Raw genomic sequence first — 22,918 nt, forward strand, 5'->3', positions numbered from 1 at the left:
GATAAAAAAGCTGCTCTTATAAAGAGCAGCTTTTTTATGCAGAATGATCTGTCTTAATCGTATTTACTTAGCTATTATTCTACTAAGCAACTTACTCTTAACGATTAGGTACGGTCAGGCGCTGACCGCGCTGTAGCATCGTATCCGCCGCGATATTATTCATCTCAGCCAACTCTTGCGTAGAGACGCCATATTTACGTGCTAAGCCAATCAAACTGTCTCCTGACCCAACGGTGTAGCTCACTGTGAGCTTTGGTACTTTAAGCGTTTGCCCACGCTGTAATTGGGCATTGGTCGCGAGATCGTTGGTCGCAGCCAAGTCGTCTATCGAAACACCAAATTGACGTGCCAAAGCAATCAAACCATCACCAGATTTAACTTTATAGCTCTCGGTGTTGCCCAATTTTTTGCCACTGCTCGCTGTGCTAGTCGCGGCAGTGCTACTAGCCGAACTACTGCTTTGATTACTGCTACTAGAGGTCGCTACAACGCTGCCACTGGCAGGAATCGTAATCGTACGACCGAGTATCAAATTAGAGTTGGTTTTCAGGTTGTTCGCTGTTGCCAAGTCACTAAGACCGATATTATAACGTTGAGCCACGCCTGTTAACGTATCGCCTGATTTTACTTTATAACTGACAGTTTTATCATTTAGCTGACGATCAACTAATCCTTTAGACACGGGTACTTTGATGGTTTGACCACGTTGTAAGCGTGCTTTTGCATCAAAGTTGCTATTCACCGCCGCAAGCTCAGCTGGACTGATACCTACGCTATTGGCAATGCCGATCAAAGTATCGCCAGATTTTACTTTGTAATTGGTGGTTGCCACCGAACTTGAGCTACTGTTACGGCTACTAGAGCTTGAGGTGTTTGCTGCATCGAAATCAACACTTGCAGGTACTTTTAGCGTTTGACCAACATATAGTGAGCTTGTAGTGCTCATATTATTGAGGCTGGCAAGTGTATCAGTTGAAACATTGAACTGACGTGCGAGAGCAATCAAGCCATCGCCCGCTTTTACCTTATAGTTCTTAGTAGCGGTGCTTGATTTACTTGGCTTGGTCGAGGGAGCGGCAGGTGTAGTCACTGGCGCAGTCACCTTACCTGGTATCAGCCATAGCTTTTGACCGCGTAGTAAATCCGCTCTACTACTCAAATTATTGTAGGTTGCCAACTGAGTCACCGATAGACCAAAGCGGTTAGCAGTACCAATCAGCGTATCGCCGCTTTGTACTACATAGCTCTCTGGTTGGCTTGCCGCGGCATTGTTAGCTGTGCTCAACGGTTCGATGGTTTTTGCATTATATAAGTATAAGGTACTGCCTGATAGCAGCTTAGAGCTGGCATCTATTTGATTCCATTCAGCGATATCGCGCCAACTGACACCCGCACGGCTGGCAATATTAGACAAGGTATCACCACGCTTGACGGTATAAGTGGTACGTGCACCTTGGGGTTTTGGCTTGCTTACTGATGTTTTTGCAAAGCTAAGCTTTTTCTCTTCGCCACTGGCTTCTAGAATAGACTGCTGCGTCTGTACGGCGGATAAATTAATATTACCATCAGCATTGATCACATTGGTTTCAGGCGTGTTACTACGAATTTGATTGGCAATAAAATCACGCTCTTCTTTGCTCAGTGGTGGTTCTTGGACAATCGTATTATTCTGTGTAATCTGAGCAGAGGTGGTCGGCAGACTATTGCTGCTTTTTAGCTCAGCATTGATCTTGTTGGTTTCTGCCGTGCTCAATGGTGGCTCAGTACGCACCGAGGCATTATTACTGTAGACAGAGCTGCTAGTAGGTATGGCTGACGGTGATATATAACTGGTCGTTTGCTGCGGCACACTAGCGCTTGCAGCATAGTCAGCCAAGGCGCTACCTGTCGATGGTAATGAAGAGCCAGTATAGGGTTTGTTATTATAGCTTGGCGTCGTGGTCGTGCTACTTGGTGTGCTTGTATTACTCGATGCCAGTATATTGCCCGTACCATTGCCTCTCAATGAGCTCAATTTAACATCGGTATTAAGACTCACATCATTAGGAATAATAATACGCTGGGGACCAGAAGAATCAACACGTCCTGACGTTAAGGCCGTATTTAACCTTTCTAATTCGTCGTAGCTCACGCCTGTCATTTGCGCAACTTCAGCCAAGCTAACACCATAGTTCACTGGCACACTACGGAAATGCTGACGGTTGGCAATAGCAGGCAAGTAGACACCATATTGCTCAGGCTTAGCAACAATTTCCGCTACCGCCAAGAAACGAGGCACGTAGTTCATCGTTTCAGTAGGCAATCTCAGAGACCAATAATCTGTCGGTAAACCCTGAGCTCTATTAGCATCAATGGCCTTTTGCACGCGACCAGGACCGGCATTATAAGCGGCCAATGCTAACTCCCAACTGCCAAACTGGTTATGTAGTGCGGTCAAGAAGTCATAAGCGGCGCGAGTTGATTCGATGACATCACGGCGACCATCATAAGTACTGCTTTGATTCAAACCATAAATACGACCCGTACTTGGAATGAACTGCCATAAGCCTGCTGCTGCCGCACTACTGGTACCGCTTGGATCGTAAGAGCTCTCAATGACAGGTAACAAAGCCAGCTCTGTCGGGATATTACGACGCTCAGCTTCTCGTACGGTGTGATAGATATAGCGACTGGCACGTGCAGTCAAACGGTTTAAATAGTCTTGTCGACTGGTAAACCAGCTTTTTTGCCCTTCGATACGCTGATTATAAGTCGGCTGACCGCCATTCATACGATAGCCAGCACGTAAGCGACTCCATAAATCACCATATTGCTGAATAGCAAGTTTGTTGCCTTCCACCATAGTCATGTCAGTGGCTTCGAGTAAATCGGCTAACTCATCTAAACTATCTGCATCTAAATATGCCGTTGAATAGTCCGTACTGCTACTTGCTGCAGGCGCTTTAGTAGCTGGGCGTTTAGTAATAACAGATGAGCTATTGGTCGCACCCTTTTTTACCGCTGACGTATTGCTACAAGCACTGATAAGTAGAGTTGATACCGCAAGCGTCAATGGCAACGCAATAAATGAGCGAGATTTTGATAGCACAGTAGACATGATATTGGAAGTTTCCTAACGACAGAAAGTGATAAGATAAAGTTGCTTGCTAGTATAGTATGCAATGTGAAGCAAAGACCAGTCTAATATAAAAAGATAATCATCATAAGTTGGGTCAATTTTCAGACCTCTCACGAAATGCAATCAATCATTTAATTATTCAACATTGTGAATCTGTATGGTTATTTATGATGGAATGCTTAGCTTTCGAAGAGCCTGATTAATGCACTATTTTCTTTGATTATCCACTGATCAAGACGTTTCTTAATCAATGCTTATCCATTAATACCTAATTGTTGATAATGCCTAATTGCTGACTAGCCAGTACTGAGTTGTTAGTCGAGTAACGATTAATTAATCGTTACTTGTGATACGGCACGTAGCAGCACCGCATTACCAGTCGATAACGTCAGCGTCACTCTTGATGTAGTGACAAATGAAACATTTTTACCATCTTTTACCCAACTCTCATTGGTCGTCACATTGGCTTTGGCCTGATCGCCCGTAATAACAATGTTATCCACAGAAATATCATAACGATAATTAGAGGTATTATTCCAACTATTTTGCAACAACTTCAAATAAGCATCTTTATCTAAACTGGTAGACTTACCTTTTCTAGATAATGAAATCAGTGCATCGTCAGAGACAAGACGCGCGACCTGATTGACATTTTGGCTATTCGCTGATGACTTCATTGCTGCTATATAGTTCTGTACCAAAGCTTCGGTCATGGCTGCCGCTTGTGCACTGATACTTACAGTACTTACAACGGTCACTACCGCCGCCACGCTGGCACTTTTTAGCAATAATGCCAAAAGCCCTTTTCCCCATAATCGTTTCATCATAATCCTTAGCAATGCTGTTATCGTTGTTGCCATCTTTTGATGACTAACGTTTTTTATTGATTAAATATAGTAGTCGTTTATTACTCATTAACATCATGATAAATGAAGCAAGCACTAGCTAGGTGTGCCTCTTCATTTTACTTGTGAAAAATATCTGTTTGATCATCATCTACTTATTAATGATGACAGCGTACTTTTACCATAGAGTGAGACTATCATTCAATTCTCACAGCTATGTGACACCCTGTGTAATTATTGCGAATACTAAAATACCAACCATATGGCAAAATTATTTCTAAAAATATGAGTCACTGCCCATCGTTATCATAAATACAAAATATACTAACTGAGCCGCTTACGCAGTACACAGCTCAGTTTTTGCTCCAGTTTTGATTCGCTTTCTGTCAATCCAATCTCAATTTAATAAGCCAAACGGAAGCTTACTTAGCGTCCGTACTATTATCTTCGTATTGTTGTTCATCATCACTAAGCTTCATGCCCAATCGCTCTACTCGTCTGTCCATCATTTGTCGAGCCAGTGCTTGCATGTCTTCGACGCGGTCTATTTCATCCACAATCTCAAGTCCCAATAGCGTCTCAAACACATCTTCTAAAGTAACCAAACCTTTGACCTCACCATACTCACCGACTGTAATCGCAATATGAATACGGTTTTTTAGCATCAGCTCTAACAAATCAAACAGTTTCATTTTTGAAAAAACAAAAGTAATGTCACGTTTGAACTGAGTCAATGGCTTGTGCATCGCATGGTTTACTTTAGCTAATAGCATGTCTGTTTTTAATACAAAACCTGTGATGTTATCTAAGTCACCATCATAAATTGGCAGTCGTGAAAACGTCAATTTTGGGCGATCAACCAACAATTCAGCGACTGTTTTGTTTTCTTCAAACGCCAGCATCACCGAACGCGGGGTCATGATATCTTCGACTTTAATCGCACCAAATGCCAATAAGTTACGAATGATACGCGACTCTAGTGGGTCGATCTGTCCTGACTCTTCACCGATGCTGGCAAGTGCCGCAAACTCTCTGCGACTAAAGGCTACAGGCTCTTTGCCTCGTACCAATAATTTGGTCAGTTTTTCTGATATCCAGATTAATGGGTATAGTAGTAAAATAATACCCCGCACAAAATACGCGACCATGCCACTTAACTGACGCCAATATACCGTGCCCAACGTTTTTGGAATAATTTCAGATAAAAATAAAATCGCCAAGGTCATAATGGCAGAAAACAGTCCAAACCAAGCACTACCAAACACAATCGTAGCTTGGGCACCAGCACCGATAGAACCTAATGTATGAGCCACTGTATTCAAAGTCAAAATAGCTGCTAATGACTGATCGATGTTATCAACCTTCAAGCGTCTTAGCATATTTGCTTTTTTCGGATTGCTTTCTTGAACATCAGCGATATAAGACGGCGTCATGCTCAGTAATGCAGACTCAGCCAATGAACAGACAAACGAGATACCGATGGCGACAACCACAAAAAGTATGAGTAATAACACACTGATCGCAGTTGGCTCTGCTAACGCTTCAGCAGCAAAAGCTGGATATGGCAATAGCAGCATCGCCGTCAGCGCTGATAACCCAGCAATTGAATTGGTACGACGAAGACGCTTTGAATAGCGTGATGTCGGAGGAGGTTTAGCAGACGCTTCTTTACAAGCGCGCGGACGACATAAACGAGGTACAAACATAAAAGTGGTAAACAAGTTAGGTAACCTAAACAGAAAAAAAGTAAAAGGGATAATAATATAATGAGTAAACGATACTAAGCTATTAAAGGCAAACAACAAGACAAACATGATTAATTAGCTATTAGTTATCTGCTAAAACGATGGTAACTCGCTGCTCAAAACTGATTTAGCAGCAGATAATAGGATCTATTATATACTAATAAACCGTGTGCTAAATGCAGGGAATTATTGCCATTTGATAGTAGCATTGATGATGCCATTTCACAATAAGACGCTATTGTTAAGTCTTTGTTTTTTGGTATCCTTGACCATACCTTTTGCTACGCTACTACTACCTAGCATCCATTCGCTGCTTGAATTTTGTTATACTCTCAGCGCTTTGGCGTCACTTATATGAGGTGGCAAAAATATCGCCGCAAAAAGTAATGACCGCTAGCATGCCATTACCTTAAGAAAAAAATACTCAGCCTATGATTAACAGTTACCAAGTCTGGGATTTTTTGTTACTATGCGTTTAATTTTATTATTATCTATGACTTACTGAGAGAAATTATGTTGTTATTTATTCAAGCTGCCCATGCTGCACCAGAAGCTGCTGGTGCGATGTCACTATTTAGTCAAATACTATTGCCTGTTGCCTTTTTTGCGATTTTTTACTTCTTAGTGATTCGTCCACAGTCTAAGCGCACCAAAGAACATCGTGCCATGGTCAATGCATTGACTGTCGGTAGCGAAATCATTTTTGCTGGTGGTTTGATGGGTCGCATCAAAGCCATTGAAGGTGACTATGCTGTGGTCAGCCTAAACAATAATACTGATGTCAAAGTACAACGTGCTTCTGTTATTTCAGTGTTACCTGCTGGCACAATCGAAAGCGTTTAATGATTGATTGAAATATTAGTCGCGTTTTATTGATGATTACTAGGGCATGTCCTCATTTTAAAAATGGTGGTAAAAATGAAATAAATTGCTGTTAAACAAGGAAAGTAGCGTAAATAATATCGAGATATTAATAAGCTATTTGACGATGTTTGGCAAAATTTAGCCATTTTTAGCCCATTTAGAGGATAATCGATTTAATTGAGGACACGCCCTCATCTGTCATTAATAAATATAGTGATTAATACAGTGCCTAAGAATGACCGTACCTTATTTACGGTCATTTTTCGCTATAGAGCAATGATGTAAAAACAGTCTCATAGAGTATAGACAATTTATGTTTATGCTTTTGACCATGCTGTCTTTATTGATTTTATCAGTGATATTTTGCTGACTATATATTTTTGCTGACTATATAAAGATACGTCTGTATTATTTGCTCTACTGTTTTACTATCATCGCGGATGATCGCAATGGTGCATGATGACGACTGCTAGATACAGCACTCAACCATTGCTATCGCTAACTTCCCATCTGCTAACTTGTGGCCTACGTCGCCAGTCGTTTATCAACCTAAAGAAGTGATTATGCAATATCCCGCTTGGAAATACTTACTTATTGCCGTCGTGCTAATCATTGCCGGTCTATATGCTGCTCCTAACCTCTATCCTGATGAACCTGCCGTGCAGATTACAAGCGCCGCTGCAGGTACACAGCTGTCTGAAGGTATCTTGACTGAGTCTCAAAGCTTGCTTGAAGAGGCTGGCATCAATAACCACGATGGAACGTTTGAGGGCAACAGTGCTCTGGTACGTCTTGACAATCCAGTCGATCAGCTCAAAGCTCAGGAAGTACTGCGTCAAAACTTGGGCGAAGACTATGTCGTCGCGCTTAACTTGGCGCAAACGACGCCGCAGTGGCTACGTGATATCGGTGCAAAACCGATGAAGCTTGGCCTTGATTTACGTGGTGGTGTGCGTTTTGTACTAGAAGTCGATATGGACAAGGCGCTTGAACAGCGTTTGACCAGTGCCAGTCGTGACATGCGTCGCGAGCTACGTGCTGAGCGAGTTGCGATCAAAGGCATTAAGACCGAAGATCGAAGTGTGGTATTACATTTCGCTGATACAGATACTCGTAACCGTGCACAGAATGTTTTGCAAGGCTCAATGGGCAATACGTTTAGCTTGCAATCCTCTATTGATGAGCAAGGGCCTGCACTGATTTTAGCGTACAATGATGCAACGCTTGATGAAATCAACAGCTACGCGGTTAATCAGAACTTAACCACCCTTCGCAATCGTATTGCTGAGCTTGGTGTGACTGAAGCTTTAGTACAATCTCAAGGTGCTAGCCGTATCGTCGTCGAGCTTCCTGGCGTACAAGATACTGCTGAGGCAAAACGTGTCTTAGGGCGCACTGCAAACCTTGAGTTCCGTATGGTTGCTGAAGACAGCGAAAACTATACGGGCGGCATCCCTCCAGCGGGTACCGAAGCTTTCCCGTTTGAGACACTTGATGGTCCGCCGGTACTGCTTGAACGTCAAGCAATTGTCACGGGTGATAAAGTCACCAATGCTCAAACTGGTGTGGATGAAAGCGGCTCTCCTGAAGTGAGCATTACTTTAGATAGTGCTGGTGGTAAGCTCATGCAAAATGCCACTCGTACCGCCGTTGGCAAACAGATGGCCGTGTTGTTCATCGAAAACAAGCAAAGAATCACTTACGAAGAAGATCCAGAGACTGGCGAAACTGTCGAAGTTAGAACGCCTTATGCTGAGACTAAAGTCATTAACCGTGCCAATATTCAAGCGGTCCTTGGCTCCTCTTTCCGTATTACTGGGCTAGATAGTAGCGCGGAAGCTGCCGAGCTTGCACTACTGCTACGCTCAGGCGCACTTGCCGCACCGATGTACTTTGTAGAAGAACGCACTATTGGCCCATCATTAGGTCAAGAAAATATTGATAAAGGTCTATTCTCTACGCAGGTCGGTTATCTATTAGTCTTTGCATTTATGATTATCTTCTATCGTCTGTTTGGTGTGATCGCCAACGTGGCGCTGGCCGTGAACGTTATTATCATCATTGCTATTATGTCGATCTTAGGCTCTTCGCTTACCTTGCCTGGTATTGCCGGTATCGTTTTGACTATCGGTATGGCCGTTGATGCCAACGTACTAATCTTTGAGCGAATACGTGAGGAGCTAGCAAACGGGGTACGGCCCAAATCCGCCATCGTGGCAGGTTTTGATCGCGCCTTTAGTAGTATTTTCGATGCCAACATTACAACCTTATTGGTCGCATTTATCCTATTTGCGATTGGTACTGGTCCGATTAAAGGCTTTGCGATTACGCTCGCTATTGGTATTGTCAGCTCACTGTTTACCGCGATTTTGGTCACACGTGCGTTGGTACAAATTGCTTATGGTAAGCGTAAATCTATCAAACGTTTGAGCATCGGTTAGGAGAACATTATGGCGATCGATAAGAATAACCCTTTAGAACAGCAGAACAATCCAGATCGAAATGGTTCAGGTGGCTCAAACAGCGAGGTAAATAACGACAGCACACGTCGCCGTAAAAAACCACGCCGTGATGGTAAAGGTAGTAATACCAAAGCCAATAACCCAACTACCGCTAAATCAAAAAAAGACAAAGCTCTGAGCAGTGGTAAGGATGCGGGTAAAGACAGTCAAGCACTGGCCACCCAAGCAGCCAATCCTGATGTAGAATCAGGTGATGCCGCTGATGATGCGGCTGCAATCGCTGAAGGCGGTATCAAAGCCGTTGGCAATCAGCGTATTATTCCGTTTATGAAGATAGAAAAGCCAATGGCACTTTTATCTCTATTGATGGTTATTGGTAGTATCATTGCGATTGCAGTAAACGGTCTAAACTTAGGACTTGATTTTACGGGTGGTGTGTCCGCAGATGTGCGTTACGAGCAACCTGTCGAGCAAGTTGAAGTCGTACAAGCATTGGCCGATAATGGCTTTGATGATGCCGTGGTACAGTATCTCGGTACACGAGAAGAACTCCTCGTACGCCTGCCGCCACAGTCTGATAACGTAGATGGTCTTAACAGTAGCCTGACTAAAGCATTAACCCTGCCTAATAATAATGTTGAAATCAGTAACGTTAATATTATTGGTAGCCAAGTTGGTAACGAAGTCTACTTAAACTCAGTCATGTCGCTGGTATTAGCATTGCTCTGTATGCTTGGTTATGTTGCCTTACGTTTCCAATTCAAGCTGGCACTGGGCGCGGTACTATCGCTGTTCCATGACGCGATTGTCACCATCGGGGTCTTTGCATTATTTGGTTTCCCGTTTGACTTAACCGTATTGGCTGCTATTTTGGCATTGATTGGTTACTCACTGAACGATACGATTGTTGTTTATGACCGTATCCGTGAAAACTTCCGCCGTGTCCGTGGTATCACGCCGCGCCAGACAATTGATTTGTCTTTGACAGAGACGCTGCGCCGTACCATTATGACCATTTCTACTGTTTTACTGGTCGTACTTGCCATGCTATTCTTAGGCGGTGATGGACTATATTGGTTCTCAGTAGCGCTCTTCATTGGTCTGCTTGCTGGTACTTACTCATCAACGTATATTGCAAGCTCGATTCCATTACGTATGGGTCTATCACGCGATGACTTTATTGTAAAAGTAAAACCAGAGTTTGAAGAAGAAATTGTCACGTTCAATGATCCAAAAATGTTTGAACAAGACAATGCTTAATAAATTTTATACTTTCTCAAGCTAATCGCTAGCTAAGATAGTATTTAAGCAAGCATCAAAAAAAGCACCTGACTCGTGAATAATGAGTCTAGGTGCTTTTGTCTTTGTAGCTATTTTTGCCTTGAATATCACACCTACTAGAGCTAACTCCATTTAAAACAGAGTCAAGGCAACACAGTACAAATATATAAGACATACTTCAAGTAAGGTTAACGCCGTAACGCCTTTATAGTGAATTGACTATACGGTAATGTCATAGCGTTAATGACATTAACTCTGCCCTTCTTGTTTTTCAACGATAAACGAGCCAAAAATGCCAATGACCACCTCGCCACCTAGTGCTATGCCACCGATTGATACTCGCTATACACGTATCATTGCTATTGCGTTGCCCGTGTTATTGGCCAACCTAGCCATGCCACTACAAAGCGTCATCGATACCGCGATCGTAGGTAATATGAATGACACGGCTAAACTTGCCGGGATGGGCTTGGCGATACAGTTACTGTCTTTATTACTCGTGAGTTTTAACTTTTTGCAATATGCCTCATCTGGGCTATCGGCTCAAGCGCTAGGACAATCGGCCAATCATGTTGATAATTCTACTCATATCACAAAATCGTCAAGCCCAACCTCATCACCCCTACTATCAATCTTGCAACGTGCCTTGTTATTAGCGTTTGCTATCGGTAGCATTCTGTTATTGGCAAAGCCTTGGTTGATAGATTTTGGCTTGCAAGCCCTATCGGCCAACCCCGAAAGTGGGCAAGCGGCAAAGGCTTATTTGGATGTACGCTTTTGGGGCGTCATCGCTGAGCTAATGAACTTTGCCTTTATTGGTTGGTTTGCTGGTCAAGGTAAGACTCGCTACATGCTTTACCAGCAAGGCTTTATCGCCATGCTGAATATCGTTCTGACCTTGTTTTTTGTCTACGGGATGCAGATGGGCTTGGTTGGGGTGGCGTTAGGAACCACTATTGCCTTTTGGCTGGGCGTGATATTAGCGTTGTGGCTCAGCCGTCAGCATTTGCAAATATCTTGGCAAGCCTTATTCACTGCCGACAAGCAACATTTTTCTAAAGAAAAAATGCTTAGGCTATTTTCATTAAATAAAGATATTTTTATCCGTACTCTGATCTTGACGTTGAGTTTCGCTTGGATTACCCGCTTGTCGGCTCAAAGTGGTGACGTCATCCTAGCCGCCAACGCTATTTTGCTTCAAGTATTAAGTATCTCAGCCTTTGCTCTTGATGGCGTGGCGGTATCGGCTGAGACGTTAAGCGGTCAAGCAGCAGGACGACGGGATTGGCCACGTTTTCGTACTATCGTCAAGCGTACCAGTATTGTCAGTTATGGTTTAGCCATAATGTTAAGTGCTATATGGTGGCTTGCGATGCCTACATATTTGCAATTTATGACCAATATCGAGTCCGTTTTTACGCTGGCATATGAGTACCATCTTTATGCGGTATTACTACCTCTCTTTGGCGTTGGTGCCTATTGGCTAGATGGTATATTTTTTGGCTTAACTGCCGGCAATGTGATTCGTAACGCAGCTTTGATACTCGCCGCTATCTTTTTTCCACTTAGCTGGGTGCTCTACCAACAGTGGGATATGACTGGTATTTGGCTAAGCGTGTGGTGTTTGTTATTACTTCGGCTGATTATTTTGGGTGGCTTCTTGTACCGAGCTCATCAAACAGCCAGCTATGAAAAACTCCAGCCGACTGTGTAATGTTCTTCGATTAAGTGTATTTTTTCTGGGGTGTTTTTGCCATTGTTCGGGCTAGGCTTCATTTTAAAACCAGTTTTCTAACATTAATTTTTCAGTAAAATATTAATAATAACCAAAAAACAGCAAAAATTAGGATGTCATGTGACTACTCATTCAAAAGAATTACATCAACAGCATGAGACCAGCTACGACTGGGCGGCGGGTTTCAAAAAAAGTCTACCTGTGGCGATGGGCTATTTACCTGCGGGTATCGCCTTTGGTGTGCTGGCACAAGTTGCCGGCATCCCTGTGTGGGCAACGATTATGTTGAGTGTTGTACTGTATGCGGGCGCCGCTCAATATGCTTGTTTGCCAATGCTGAGCGCTGGTTTACCGATTGGTAGCATCGCAACCAATATTGCCGCTATTAATTTACGTCATGTATTTTATGGTATGCCATTATTGCAATACCTACCAGAACATAAGCTTGCCAAAACCTATTGCCTATTTGCCCTGACTGATGAAACTTTCTCTGTTATGACCAGTTTACCCAATGAGTCAAGACAAGCTTTGATACTACCATTGAGCTTATTTAATCAAAGCTGGTGGGTATTAGCAAGCACAGTTGGTGTCATGATCGGCAGTACTCTGAGCGATTTGGTACCACATTTGGATTTTGCCTTAGTCTGTCTGTTTGCAATCTTAGCTTATGAGCAGTTTCAAAGCATCAAACGTTATTTCCCCATTGCTATTGCTGTCATTTCTTTAGTGGTGGCCTCCTTATTTACTAGTAATTGGTTGTTATTGGTGGCGATCACCATTTGTATGCTATTGATTTTAGCGCGTGGGTTTTGGACGCAGCGTAATATAACGGGAGCCAACAATGACCAGTAGTTACCTTATTTTCGCAACGTTTGCGATGGCCGCCGTGACCTTTATTACCCGCGCGCTACCTGCATTAATACCCAGAAAGCTGTTAGACACACCTTGGCTGCATCGGCTCAATGAGAGCTTGCCACTATCAGTCATGGTATTGCTTATTTTGACCAGCCTTTCTTATCAAAATTTATCGGCAATGACTAGGCTAAATAACGCTGAACTCCATTTATTGATGGCACAAATTGGTGCCCTTATTTTGGTGTTGTTTGTTTATCATATCAGCCGTCAATTATTAGTCAGTATGGTCGTTGGCATCGCTGCCATTAATGGCTTACTATGGGTATTTACTAATTTTTTAAGTGGATACTAGGGCGTGTCGTAGAAAACTGATAAACACGTGAATGGATAACAGCTTCTATAGTCAAGGAATTTTAGAATCGCTACAAGGCGACCGACCGCAGATAGTACACTGAGTACATCTAGGGCGGGTAACACCGTAGCGGTTTAAAAGTGCTCTGACTATAGTTCATATGAATAATTTTAAACCCTGTAATTGAACTATATTTAAAATAAAAAAAAGGCTGGATTCTTATGAGAATCCAGCCTTTTACTTTCTAACAGTGCTGCAAAAAACTGATACTTTTAAGAAATTGATAGCTTAAAGCTCTTCGACGCCCATCATATCAACTGGGGTATCAGCCACTATCTGTACGCCTTTTTTACCTGTTTTGGCAGTGTCATTGCGCTGCTCTTGTAAGTGCTCAAGATACGCTTCATTGATCTGCCCAGTGATGTAGCAACCATTAAATACGGCACAATCAAAACCTTCAACTTTGCTGTACTTGGTATCTTTTACCGCATCAATCAAGTCGTCCAAATCTTGGAAAATCAATCTATCAGCACCGATGATATCGCGTACTTCTTCTACCGTATGACCTGAGGCAATAAGCTCACTGCGTACTGGCATATCGATACCATAGACGTTTGGATATTTAACCGGTGGCGCGGCGCTAGCAAAAAATACTTTATTTGCACCAGCATCGCGTGCCATTTGGATGATTTCATGGCAAGTGGTACCACGAACGATAGAATCATCAACCAACAATACGTTTTTACCTTTGAACTCAAGTGGTACGGCGCTGAGTTTTTGACGAACTGATTTTTTACGTTGTTGTTGACCTGGCATGATAAAGGTACGACCGATATAGCGGTTTTTCATAAACCCTTCACGGTACTTAATATTCATTTTTAGTGCCAGCTCCATCGCTGACGTACGTGAGGTATCTGGAATAGGAATCACCACATCGATATCGTGATCTTCACCCCATTCAGCAAGGATTTTATCAGCCAGCTTTTCACCCATACGTAAGCGTGCTTTGTAAACTGAGATGTTGTCCATGATAGAATCTGGACGGGCAAAATACACATATTCGAAGATACAAGGCGTGTATTCTTGCTGCTCAACACACTGATGAGTGTGTAATTTATGATCTAAATCAATGAATATGGCTTCGCCAGGTTTGACATCACGGATAATACTAAATCCTGATCCTGTCAGTGCAACTGACTCTGAGGCAACCATGTACTCGGTGCCGCCATTCGGTGCCATGCGCTTACCAAAAATAAGCGGACGAATACCGTTCGGATCACGAAATGCGAGCAAACCATGACCAGTAATCAAAGCGACCACGCCATAAGCGCCTTCGACGCGACCATATACAGCCGTGACTGCTTCAAAGATATCAGCAGGCGTTGCTTTGGTTTTACCCAAGTTTTGCATTTCATGGGCAAGTACGTTTAGCAATACTTCTGAATCTGAATCGGTATTAAGATGTCGGCGATCTTCGATGTATAAAGACTTGGCTAAACTCTCAGCATTGGTCAAGTTACCATTGTGTGCAAGGGTAATACCATAAGGTGAGTTGACATAAAATGGTTGAGCTTCGGCACTGCTTGACGTGCCTGCTGTTGGGTAACGAACGTGACCGATACCGAACTTACCAACCAGTTTCATCATATGACGATTCATAAATACGTCACGCACCATGCCATTTTCTTTACGTAGATAGAGTCGTCCATCTTGCAAAGTGACAATACCCGCTGCATCTTGCCCACGATGCTGTAGCATCGTCAAACCGTCATAAAGAATCTGATTGACTGGTTCGTGAGCTGCAACTCCAATGACTCCACACATAATAGCTATATCCTATTTTGACTCATTAATTAGTACTACAATAGTGGCAAGACTGCTAACAGTAGATTATCAAAAATGCCTACTGTTACTCACCGACGACCTGATGATTGTTGTTCAGAATTTAACGAATATTTATCTTTTGACTATTAACAAAATGCCCCATTTATTGGCATTTGTGGTCTCTAAATGCGATTAAATAATTTTTTATCAAGGATAACTTACAAAGAGGATATGATAGAAGCGATAACCTCTAGCACCACAAACCCAAGCTATCAGCATCGAATCATTGAGACATTAAAGGTTAACCGTAAAAATACTTACGACTGATTGACTTGATCCCAAGCCATACCTAACACATCTGAGACCAACGCTTTACCCATCGGGGCATAAGGCAATAGCTCAGGTGCGAGCACTGACGTTTGCCATTGTGGCATTTGCACCAATAACGGCGCACTGACGCTAAGCACAACTAAGACCATCAGTACATTTTTAGCAGCACCCAGTACACCGCCTGCCATTTTGTCAACGACACCCAAGCGTAAGGTTTTAAGCACGCCTGAGAATACAAACGCCACTAAGTGCATAATGGCCAATATGATTATCACTACCAATAAAAATGCCATTGCCATTTGTAAAACAGGGTTTTGTACCATGCCTGATAGTTGCGGCGAAACCACTCCTGCCAAACGTGTGGCAGCGATCAGGGCAATAAACCAACCGACTAAACCAACGGCTGTTTTAATCAATCCGACTTGAAAGCCGCGCCATAAGCCGATCAAAACAACAATAGCAATCACGATATCCAGACCACTCATGTTCTACGCCTCATACCTTATTGATTTTTATCGGATGTTTACTTTCGTTTTTGTGACATATTAATCTTTTATGACTCAGCTCAAAATACAGTCGTCTTGTGCATCTGATAGGTAATGAGCTAGGGACATTAATCCGCTATAGCTCCATCGCGTCGTAATAGCCACCGATTGCTTGAATACAAGACTGTACCAGCCCAGGACCACGATAAATGAGCCCCGTATAGAGCTGCACCATATCTGCACCCGCTTCGATTTTTTTGACGGCTTTTGCACCACTGTCAATACCGCCGACGCCTATTAAAGCGACTTTACCATCTAGCTGATCGGAGAACTGTTGTAAAATTTGGGTACTAATGTGGCTGACTGGGCGACCGGATAGACCACCTGCTTGCTCACCATCAGGTAAATCTTCAACACCAACACGGCTCAACGTTGTATTGGTCGCAATCAACCCATCAATCTCAAAATCGAGCAATTGCTGCGAGATATAGTCCACTTGTAGCGGCTCTAGATCAGGCGCAACTTTCAATACCAGTGGCACATAAAAACCATATTCAGTGGCTAATTGGCTGTGACGATTTTTAATCGTATCCAAAAGCTGAGTCAATGCCTCGCCACTTTGTAAATCACGCAGATTCTTAGTATTTGGTGAGGAGATATTAACGGTGATATAGGAGGCATGCGGATAAGCACGCTCTAAACAATAGACATAATCATCGGCGGCTTGCTCTACTGGTGTATCGGCATTTTTACCAATATTAATCCCAATATTGCCTTTGTATTGACAGCGCTTGACGTTTTCAATCAGATAATCGATACCTTGGTTATTGAAACCCATTCGATTGATGATAGCATCCGCTTGCTTGATTCTAAACAACCTTGGCTTATCATTGCCTATTTGCGGTCTTGGCGTGACCGTGCCCACTTCTATAAAACCAAAGCCCAGCTCAGCCAACGCATCGATATAATCACCATTTTTATCCAGTCCTGCCGCTAGGCCGACCGGATTGGTGAATTGCAAGCCCATGCAGTCTGTGGGCTGCATTGACTGACCGTATACCAAACCTAAAACACGTGCTTTATGAGCTTTATCTAATAAAGATAAGGTCATCTCGTGGGCGTGCTCTGGATCCATCTTAAACAAAAAAGGGCGAAGTAAGGCATAAGACATAGTAATGGCAGACCCTGCTCGAAAGAAATAGTGAGTGAATAGTAAGAATAAAATCAAGCGCTGCGATTATATCAGCTTAACAGAAATAAGAGCAAAGTTTCATGCGCTAAATTTCTGTATTAGAGTACTAATAGCTATACCTACATATTGGCTAAGGAGCTGACAGATGTATTCTACAGTCCCTAAGGTACAGGACGACCATCCGTCAGGGCTATCCAACCACGGACGATACGATAAAGATGCCATATGAAGGTAAAAATCATGATTAGCAGGCCAAATACCGCTAATAATACCGAACCAATGGCAATATTATTACTATCAGCCAGCATACTGATGCCAAACCCCCCTAATGCAAAGGTAATGATAATGATGCCTAAGAAGAAAAACACGATGCTATACCAAAAGGTCTTAATCTGCCAATCGAAATGCGTGGACAACCACGAACCCTCTGCGTCATGGCGCTTCGCATAGTTCATCACAATTGGTACAACCCACAGTAATCCAGCGGTAAAATAGCTGATTACGTATAAAAAATAAGTAATGTGATTATAAGTGATTAAAGAACGGCGCTTACCAGTGCTCATATTGTCACTCGCCCCATAGCTCTGCCTTTGCTGAGTCATTTCATGATCAAATGCAGCTTCAACTGACGCATTACTCTGGTGTTCAGCAGTTCTGGTCTGCTGATGGCTATGCGTCTCAGGTTTGCGATCAGAAGATTGATTCATCTTAAATATCCATCTCTGGCTGTGTGATAGTTAATTAATTGTGTCAAAAGTGCAATTTTTCAATGACACTAATGACAAATGGCTATTTTAGAAACTGATGATCAGTTAATTTGGGGCAATAGTAGATAAGGAGTAAAATACTTCCAGTTTCCACAGCATATCGATTTATGAGGTGACAGTCGCTTGTACTTGAATGGCTTTGGTAACCAAGTCTTGCTGTATCGATAGCTGACTGAACTGCCAACCTTGCTGCTCCAGCTTTCCAAGTGCGGTGCTTACCACTGCTTGACTGGCATGATTGAAGCTCAGTTGCACGGCATCACCCGTCGCAACGACTTGGGCGTTGGCAATACCTGAGTTATTTAACAATACACTGATAGCATTGGCAGGTGGCATGGCGGCTTCACCATCCGCCGTGTTTGCCGCATTGATCGCATTACTATCGATATTGCCCGCTTGGGCACGCAACCAAAAGTAATCAGCCACTTGCTCTTGATAGTCGCGCTTACTGTCGTTTGCCGCTTGATGAATACTATAACCGCCATAGCCACCAATGAACAATAATAAGAAAATAGACAGTACGGCCAATGCCAACTGATCACGCGGCGAAAGTGCCTGCCAGCGTAACGATAGCATCTGTTGGAAATTATTTACACGCGTTGACAGCACATTGGTTCCAATACTGTTACTGGTCTCTGGCGTGATGTTATTACGTTTGGTGCGGCGCTGCAATCGTTTCATTTTCCAACCTTTTTGACTTTTATTACCACTGCCTATTTATTACCACTGCCTAGTTGGCAAATAAATTATGATGCCGCTACATTGGTTTGCGTCGTGTCATTATTTTCTACGATATTCACCGTAACTTGACCACTAAACTGCCCTTGTTCATTACTGTTTACCTGTGCAAGCTTGGCATTTAAACCCTGCGCAACAAGTGTGCTCGTAAATTTATCAAGACTATTACGATCAGGGGCAATCAAGGTAAAGCTGAGTGCTGATGGATCCATCACTAACGCTTGCGCCCGCAGTGAAGACTGCTTGATTAACGGGGATATGCGAGTCAATGCTGCCATATGAGAGGCTGGTGCTTGGCTGTCACTGCGTAGCTTTGGTTGCAATTGCACTTGCAGTTTGGTGCGCGAGCTTAATGGCTCGTTTGGAAACCAAGCTTGATACTGCGCCGCAATCTCAGCTTTGGTCGCTACCGCCGCCTTATTGTACTGATACCACTGCAGGCCATCGGTCGCCATCTGTAATACCAGTGCCGATAACGCGACCATCGCTGCCACACGCAAATACGGTGAGAGCTTTGAGTCTGTTGATTTAATAAAGAAGTTAAGCGCGTGACGCTCAGGGCTGTCAACAGGCTTGGGCGGCGTGGTCAATGTGGTTAATAATAACTGGTGATCTGCAACAAGCGCGGCCGTTTGTGCCATAAAGCTCGTGGGCATTGACGAATTTGTTGGCTTTGAAAGATCATCTAAAGCCGTTATGAGCGGCAATATATTCACTTCACTTAAATGCGGGAAACGTTCAAAAATTAAGGGCAAATAACTGACAGCCATACCTTGTCGCAATGACTGACGCAGTAGCATGGTGTGCTCATCTTGATACAGTGTTACTTGCTGGCCTGCCCCTTCATCCGGCGTTGGCAGCAATAAAAAATCAGGCAGTAACGCCGTTATGCTCATGCCAGCAAGCTTAACACTCTGCTGCCATGACTCGATATCGCTTTGCGCCAGTGCATACAGTTGGTGATTATCGGCTTCATTGATTTGCCGAATCGCCAATTGCTCAACAGGGGTCAAGGATGTCTCTTCAAACAAGTATTGCTTGCCGCTATTGCCCAGCTGTTTAAGCTGAGTCGCATTCAGCTCAGTATCTACCTGCAATATATGGCTTGATGGAAAATATAGACACAAAGTCTTCTGTGCATTGGTTTTATAATTGCCATAGATTGTTTGTAGCTGTTGCCAACCATCAACCGTTTGCCACTGCTGAATATCTTCATGCCAGACAGCTAGCGGGCTATGCTGCGCTCGTAACCAAACATGTAACACTAAGCGTGTCCTTAATTATTAAAGCTGTTTTAAAGGTAAGATTCAGACAACTTCATGCTGATGCAGGTTGGTCTGCTATCATCATTGTTCTCCTGTAATAGCTAAAACCTGATGCATTGGCGACTGAAATTTTAGTAGCCAACCCTTATTTAGCCAGTTTAACACCACTAAGCGTCAATAGACTAAGTGTCAACAGTATCACTGACGATTCGACCTAATCTCAATACGGCTGCTCAGGCAAAAAACGATCAATCTCTTTTGCCATACCTGCCATTACAAAGTCCATCTCAAACACCCTTGCTTCTGCAAGAGAAAATGATTCAGGATAATCACCGGTTAATAGACCAGCGATATAAGCAACGATAGACATATGACACACCACTACCAGACACTCAGCGTCAATATTCGCAATATCTATTAAAGCTTGACGCGCATCATCAGAAGGCGTGATATTTTCCTGTACGATTGCTGGAACCTTGGGCGCGCGCGTTTGAAATGCTGCTAGCGTCTGCTGCGCTCTATCATAGGGACTGACGACAAAATAATCAGGATGATAGTGAGTCATCACATACTCTGCCGTCTGCATTGCTTGCTGTTGACCAAAGTCAGTTAACTGGCGCGCGCTGTCTGGGCGCGACTCATCTTCTGCTTGACCATGACGTACTAGTATAATTTTCATAACCTTCCTTTATGCATTGTCATGATGACGTTGTTTGCAGAATAATCATTCTTAGAACAACGTCATCATTTAACATTGGGGTTTTTACTTACTGTCAGTATCGCCGCTTTCATCATCAGTGCTATCGCTTGACGTCTTCATCTGCGCAGTTAGCGCCGCATTACTATGATCATGTGCCATTACAAATTCAACATCACTACGGAAGCCCGCTTCCATGAGATGTAACGCCACACCTAGTGCTGCTTTATCTTCATAAATGACCGCATACAATGCATGGGTAATAGGCATGTAGATGCCTTCTTTGGTGGCTTTCTCATGCACTTGCTGAATGGTATTGACCCCTTCAGCCGTTTGACCGAGTTTTTTCACCGCGGCCTCAATACTCATACCGCGACCGAGCATGTTGCCGATACGATAGTTACGACTGAGCTCTGAGCTACAAGTGGCGTATAAATCACCCACACCAGACAATCCTAAGAAGGTAAGCGGATTCGCACCCGCCTCAACCCCAAAGCGGCTCATCTCTGCCAAAGCACGAGTCAATATCATCGCTTTGGTATTTTCGCCGACATCATAGGCCGCCGCCATTCCCATGGCAATCGCATAGATATTCTTTAGCGCACCGCCAAGCTCCACACCTTTGACATCATCACTGGCAAACACTCGAAAAAACGCACTATGTAGCGCGGCTTGTACGGCATGGCGCAATGGCTCAGACTCACTAGCAATAACGGTCGCTGATGGCATGTTTTTCATAATCTCTATCGCAAGGTTTGGCCCCGACATGACACCAAAATTCACTTCAGGTAGCTCATCTTTAATAATGTCGCTCATCATGGCAAAAGTATCTTTTTCCATACCTTTGGTCAATGACACAATAGACTGACCACTGATAAATGGTGCAATATTCTTTAGGGTCTCACGAAAAGCCAAACCAGGCACCGCAATAAAAACGATATCTTTGTCTTTGACGGCTGCTGCCAAGTCATGGCTGTACTTAAGGCTGTCATCAAGCTTATAACCTGGTAAATATTTTTTATTGGTCTGCGTTTTTACCATCGCCTTTACCGTACGCTTGTTACGTACCCACAGCGTGGTATCACAGCCATTGCGTGCAGCCAAGTTTGCCATTGCTGTACCAAAACTACCACCGCCTAAAAACGCCAAACGTAGCTTGGTAGGATTGCTGTGAATATCCGCCATGTTTTTTGCCACTGCTGATTCTACCGCGCTAGGATTGAGTTTTTTACGACCAATACCCGATTTGGTAGCACGTTCGATGATACCTGCCAGCAGACTGTTTTGCTTTTCAGGGGCATTCGTATTCACCTCAGTATTATCGCTACTGATGTCTTTATTGCTATCATTAGGGCTGGTCATTTGCTGTTATCCGTATTGGCTGATTTATTATTAATAGAATTTATCATGGTTTATTTATCATGACTTATGACGCTTTAGAGCTTTAGAGTATTGAGGCTATCTATCTTTTTGCTAAACGACCGACTGTCTTTTTAGAGAGCGGTATTCGTCAAGAGAAAAGCGCCACTAAACAGCGCTTAGATATATTATGACTCAAATCGCACTAAAGACTCGATATCAATCGGTTTACGGGCGGGTTCATTTTTGGGGCTGGTGCCAGTATAAACAAACGCCGTCACATAATCATCTGGACCAACGTCAAAATATGATTTAACAGCAGGTTCATTACATAGCAGTCCCGTACGCCACACTGTACTAAAACCTTGGGCTTTTAGCGCCAAAATCAGGTTTTGTACCGCCGCTCCCGCACTTAGCATTTGTTCAAAAGGAGGAACTTTTTTGTGCGCTTGTATTTTTGTGACAACCGTGATGATGATGGGCGCTCTTAATGGCATGGCCTGAGTTTTTGCGATGTCCTTTTCGGACAGCGTTTCACCCTCTTGCACCGCTTTTGCTTGAGCCGCTGCGACCAAGGCATTGCCCAATTCATGACGGGCGTCCCCCTGTGTCACTATAAAACGCCATGGACGCAGTTTTTTATGATCTGGCGCTGTCGCCGCACACTCAATCGCTGTTTCGATTTGGGCATGTGTCGGTGCGGGCAAATCCAAATTACCCATACTGCGCCTTGAGTTGATCCAACCAATCATTTCTTCACTGCTAATCGGCATACTGTCTGTGGTGATGTCTTTGGTCGACAGTTTTTTATCATTTTTGTCGGATATAGTCATTACCGCTCCTTATTTATTATTATCTTTTTATCTCTGCACACGACAAAAAAACAAAAAAGTCTGTTAAAGCAAAGGCATAATAGTAATTTTTAAGACGAATCAGACCATGCCAAACTTTAACAGACTTAGTGAAACTTTAACCCAAAACCTGAGTATGAACAAGGCAAGAAT

18 protein-coding genes are annotated in these 22,918 nt (G+C 43.4%); 6 read left to right on the forward strand and 12 right to left on the reverse strand.

The window, feature by feature from the left end:
• Positions 1–97: 97 nt before the first annotated feature.
• The 3 genes from JMW94_RS04290 to JMW94_RS04300 form a co-directional block, all read right to left on the reverse strand.
• Positions 98–3,097, reverse strand: a complete 3,000-nt coding sequence (locus tag JMW94_RS04290; RefSeq protein ID WP_201601708.1) for a LysM peptidoglycan-binding domain-containing protein — start codon at positions 3,095–3,097, stop codon at positions 98–100.
• 350 nt (positions 3,098–3,447) lie between these two features.
• Positions 3,448–3,945 (reverse strand): nuclear transport factor 2 family protein, encoded by a 498-nt coding sequence (locus JMW94_RS04295; protein ID WP_227678933.1) that lies wholly within the window; start codon positions 3,943–3,945, stop codon positions 3,448–3,450.
• 440 nt (positions 3,946–4,385) lie between these two features.
• Positions 4,386–5,669 carry a CNNM domain-containing protein gene (locus JMW94_RS04300; protein ID WP_201601795.1) on the reverse strand — a complete coding sequence of 428 codons (1,284 nt, stop codon included), beginning with the start codon at positions 5,667–5,669 and terminating at the stop codon, positions 4,386–4,388.
• Between the two features lie 552 nt (positions 5,670–6,221).
• Between JMW94_RS04300 and yajC the strand changes: the two genes are divergently transcribed.
• The 6 genes from yajC to JMW94_RS04330 all read left to right on the forward strand — a co-directional run bounded on the left by yajC (position 6,222) and on the right by JMW94_RS04330 (position 13,257).
• Positions 6,222–6,551, forward strand: coding sequence for a preprotein translocase subunit YajC (yajC, locus tag JMW94_RS04305; RefSeq protein ID WP_045446152.1), 330 nt, complete (start codon positions 6,222–6,224; stop codon positions 6,549–6,551).
• A gap of 584 nt (positions 6,552–7,135) precedes the next feature.
• Positions 7,136–9,013, forward strand: coding sequence for a protein translocase subunit SecD (gene secD / locus JMW94_RS04310; RefSeq protein ID WP_201601711.1), 1,878 nt, complete (start codon positions 7,136–7,138; stop codon positions 9,011–9,013).
• Positions 9,014–9,022: 9 nt separating this feature from the next.
• Complete coding sequence (secF, locus tag JMW94_RS04315) at positions 9,023–10,294, forward strand: protein translocase subunit SecF (RefSeq protein ID WP_045446145.1); 1,272 nt, start codon at positions 9,023–9,025, stop codon at positions 10,292–10,294.
• A gap of 313 nt (positions 10,295–10,607) precedes the next feature.
• Positions 10,608–12,029 carry an MATE family efflux transporter gene (locus tag JMW94_RS04320; RefSeq protein ID WP_201601714.1) on the forward strand — a complete coding sequence of 474 codons (1,422 nt, stop codon included), beginning with the start codon at positions 10,608–10,610 and terminating at the stop codon, positions 12,027–12,029.
• A gap of 141 nt (positions 12,030–12,170) precedes the next feature.
• Complete coding sequence (locus JMW94_RS04325; protein ID WP_227685411.1) at positions 12,171–12,902, forward strand: AzlC family ABC transporter permease; 732 nt, start codon at positions 12,171–12,173, stop codon at positions 12,900–12,902.
• A complete protein-coding gene (locus JMW94_RS04330; RefSeq protein ID WP_201601716.1) occupies positions 12,892–13,257 on the forward strand; it encodes an AzlD domain-containing protein in 366 nt (121 codons plus the stop codon). Before JMW94_RS04325 ends, JMW94_RS04330 begins: the two co-directional genes overlap by 11 nt.
• Before the next feature lie 288 nt (positions 13,258–13,545).
• Here JMW94_RS04330 and purF read toward each other — a convergent pair whose 3' ends face one another.
• From purF to JMW94_RS04375, 9 genes are all read right to left on the reverse strand, one after another.
• Entirely contained in the window at positions 13,546–15,081 is a 1,536-nt protein-coding gene (gene purF / locus JMW94_RS04335; protein WP_055124190.1) for an amidophosphoribosyltransferase, read from the reverse strand.
• A 317-nt stretch (positions 15,082–15,398) separates the two neighbouring features.
• A complete protein-coding gene (locus tag JMW94_RS04340; RefSeq protein ID WP_045446136.1) occupies positions 15,399–15,896 on the reverse strand; it encodes a CvpA family protein in 498 nt (165 codons plus the stop codon).
• Positions 15,897–16,032: 136 nt separating this feature from the next.
• Positions 16,033–17,067: a quinone-dependent dihydroorotate dehydrogenase gene (locus tag JMW94_RS04345; RefSeq protein ID WP_060490895.1), complete on the reverse strand. Its 1,035-nt coding sequence runs from the start codon at positions 17,065–17,067 to the stop codon at positions 16,033–16,035.
• A 182-nt stretch (positions 17,068–17,249) separates the two neighbouring features.
• Positions 17,250–17,795, reverse strand: a complete 546-nt coding sequence (locus tag JMW94_RS04350) for a DUF4870 family protein (protein WP_227685412.1) — start codon at positions 17,793–17,795, stop codon at positions 17,250–17,252.
• A 165-nt stretch (positions 17,796–17,960) separates the two neighbouring features.
• The gene (gene gspM, locus JMW94_RS04355; RefSeq protein WP_201601732.1) at positions 17,961–18,536 is read right to left on the reverse strand and encodes a type II secretion system protein GspM; all 576 of its coding nucleotides are present in this window, start codon (positions 18,534–18,536) and stop codon (positions 17,961–17,963) included.
• Between the two features lie 65 nt (positions 18,537–18,601).
• A complete protein-coding gene (gspL, locus tag JMW94_RS04360; RefSeq protein WP_201601735.1) occupies positions 18,602–19,858 on the reverse strand; it encodes a type II secretion system protein GspL in 1,257 nt (418 codons plus the stop codon).
• 220 nt (positions 19,859–20,078) lie between these two features.
• Complete coding sequence (locus JMW94_RS04365) at positions 20,079–20,537, reverse strand: SixA phosphatase family protein (protein ID WP_201601738.1); 459 nt, start codon at positions 20,535–20,537, stop codon at positions 20,079–20,081.
• An 84-nt stretch (positions 20,538–20,621) separates the two neighbouring features.
• Positions 20,622–21,917 carry an NAD(P)H-dependent glycerol-3-phosphate dehydrogenase gene (locus JMW94_RS04370; protein ID WP_055124195.1) on the reverse strand — a complete coding sequence of 432 codons (1,296 nt, stop codon included), beginning with the start codon at positions 21,915–21,917 and terminating at the stop codon, positions 20,622–20,624.
• Positions 21,918–22,102: 185 nt separating this feature from the next.
• Positions 22,103–22,687 carry a nitroreductase gene (locus JMW94_RS04375; RefSeq protein WP_413786182.1) on the reverse strand — a complete coding sequence of 195 codons (585 nt, stop codon included), beginning with the start codon at positions 22,685–22,687 and terminating at the stop codon, positions 22,103–22,105.
• Positions 22,688–22,918: the final 231 nt, after the last annotated feature.

The organism is Psychrobacter immobilis (assembly GCF_904846185.1).
Taxonomy (GTDB): Bacteria; Pseudomonadota; Gammaproteobacteria; order Pseudomonadales; family Moraxellaceae; genus Psychrobacter; species Psychrobacter immobilis_B.

Bases quoted from the DNA above. Each gene is read 5' to 3' on its own strand.
- JMW94_RS04365 (WP_201601738.1), bottom strand. From the start codon at position 20,537: ATGAAAATTATACTAGTACGTCATGGTCAAGCAGAAGATGAGTCGCGC.
- purF (WP_055124190.1), bottom strand. From the start codon at position 15,081: ATGTGTGGAGTCATTGGAGTTGCAGCTCACGAACCAGTCAATCAGATT.
- secF (WP_045446145.1), top strand. From the start codon at position 9,023: ATGGCGATCGATAAGAATAACCCTTTAGAACAGCAGAACAATCCAGAT.
- JMW94_RS04375 (WP_413786182.1), bottom strand. From the start codon at position 22,687: ATGCCGATTAGCAGTGAAGAAATGATTGGTTGGATCAACTCAAGGCGC.
- yajC (WP_045446152.1), top strand. From the start codon at position 6,222: ATGTTGTTATTTATTCAAGCTGCCCATGCTGCACCAGAAGCTGCTGGT.
- JMW94_RS04300 (WP_201601795.1), bottom strand. From the start codon at position 5,669: ATGTTTGTACCTCGTTTATGTCGTCCGCGCGCTTGTAAAGAAGCGTCT.
- JMW94_RS04350 (WP_227685412.1), bottom strand. From the start codon at position 17,795: ATGAATCAATCTTCTGATCGCAAACCTGAGACGCATAGCCATCAGCAG.
- JMW94_RS04345 (WP_060490895.1), bottom strand. From the start codon at position 17,067: ATGTCTTATGCCTTACTTCGCCCTTTTTTGTTTAAGATGGATCCAGAG.
- JMW94_RS04320 (WP_201601714.1), top strand. From the start codon at position 10,608: ATGCCAATGACCACCTCGCCACCTAGTGCTATGCCACCGATTGATACT.
- JMW94_RS04370 (WP_055124195.1), bottom strand. From the start codon at position 21,917: ATGACCAGCCCTAATGATAGCAATAAAGACATCAGTAGCGATAATACT.
- gspM (WP_201601732.1), bottom strand. From the start codon at position 18,536: ATGAAACGATTGCAGCGCCGCACCAAACGTAATAACATCACGCCAGAG.
- secD (WP_201601711.1), top strand. From the start codon at position 7,136: ATGCAATATCCCGCTTGGAAATACTTACTTATTGCCGTCGTGCTAATC.
- JMW94_RS04340 (WP_045446136.1), bottom strand. From the start codon at position 15,896: ATGAGTGGTCTGGATATCGTGATTGCTATTGTTGTTTTGATCGGCTTA.
- JMW94_RS04290 (WP_201601708.1), bottom strand. From the start codon at position 3,097: ATGTCTACTGTGCTATCAAAATCTCGCTCATTTATTGCGTTGCCATTG.
- JMW94_RS04330 (WP_201601716.1), top strand. From the start codon at position 12,892: ATGACCAGTAGTTACCTTATTTTCGCAACGTTTGCGATGGCCGCCGTG.
- JMW94_RS04295 (WP_227678933.1), bottom strand. From the start codon at position 3,945: ATGATGAAACGATTATGGGGAAAAGGGCTTTTGGCATTATTGCTAAAA.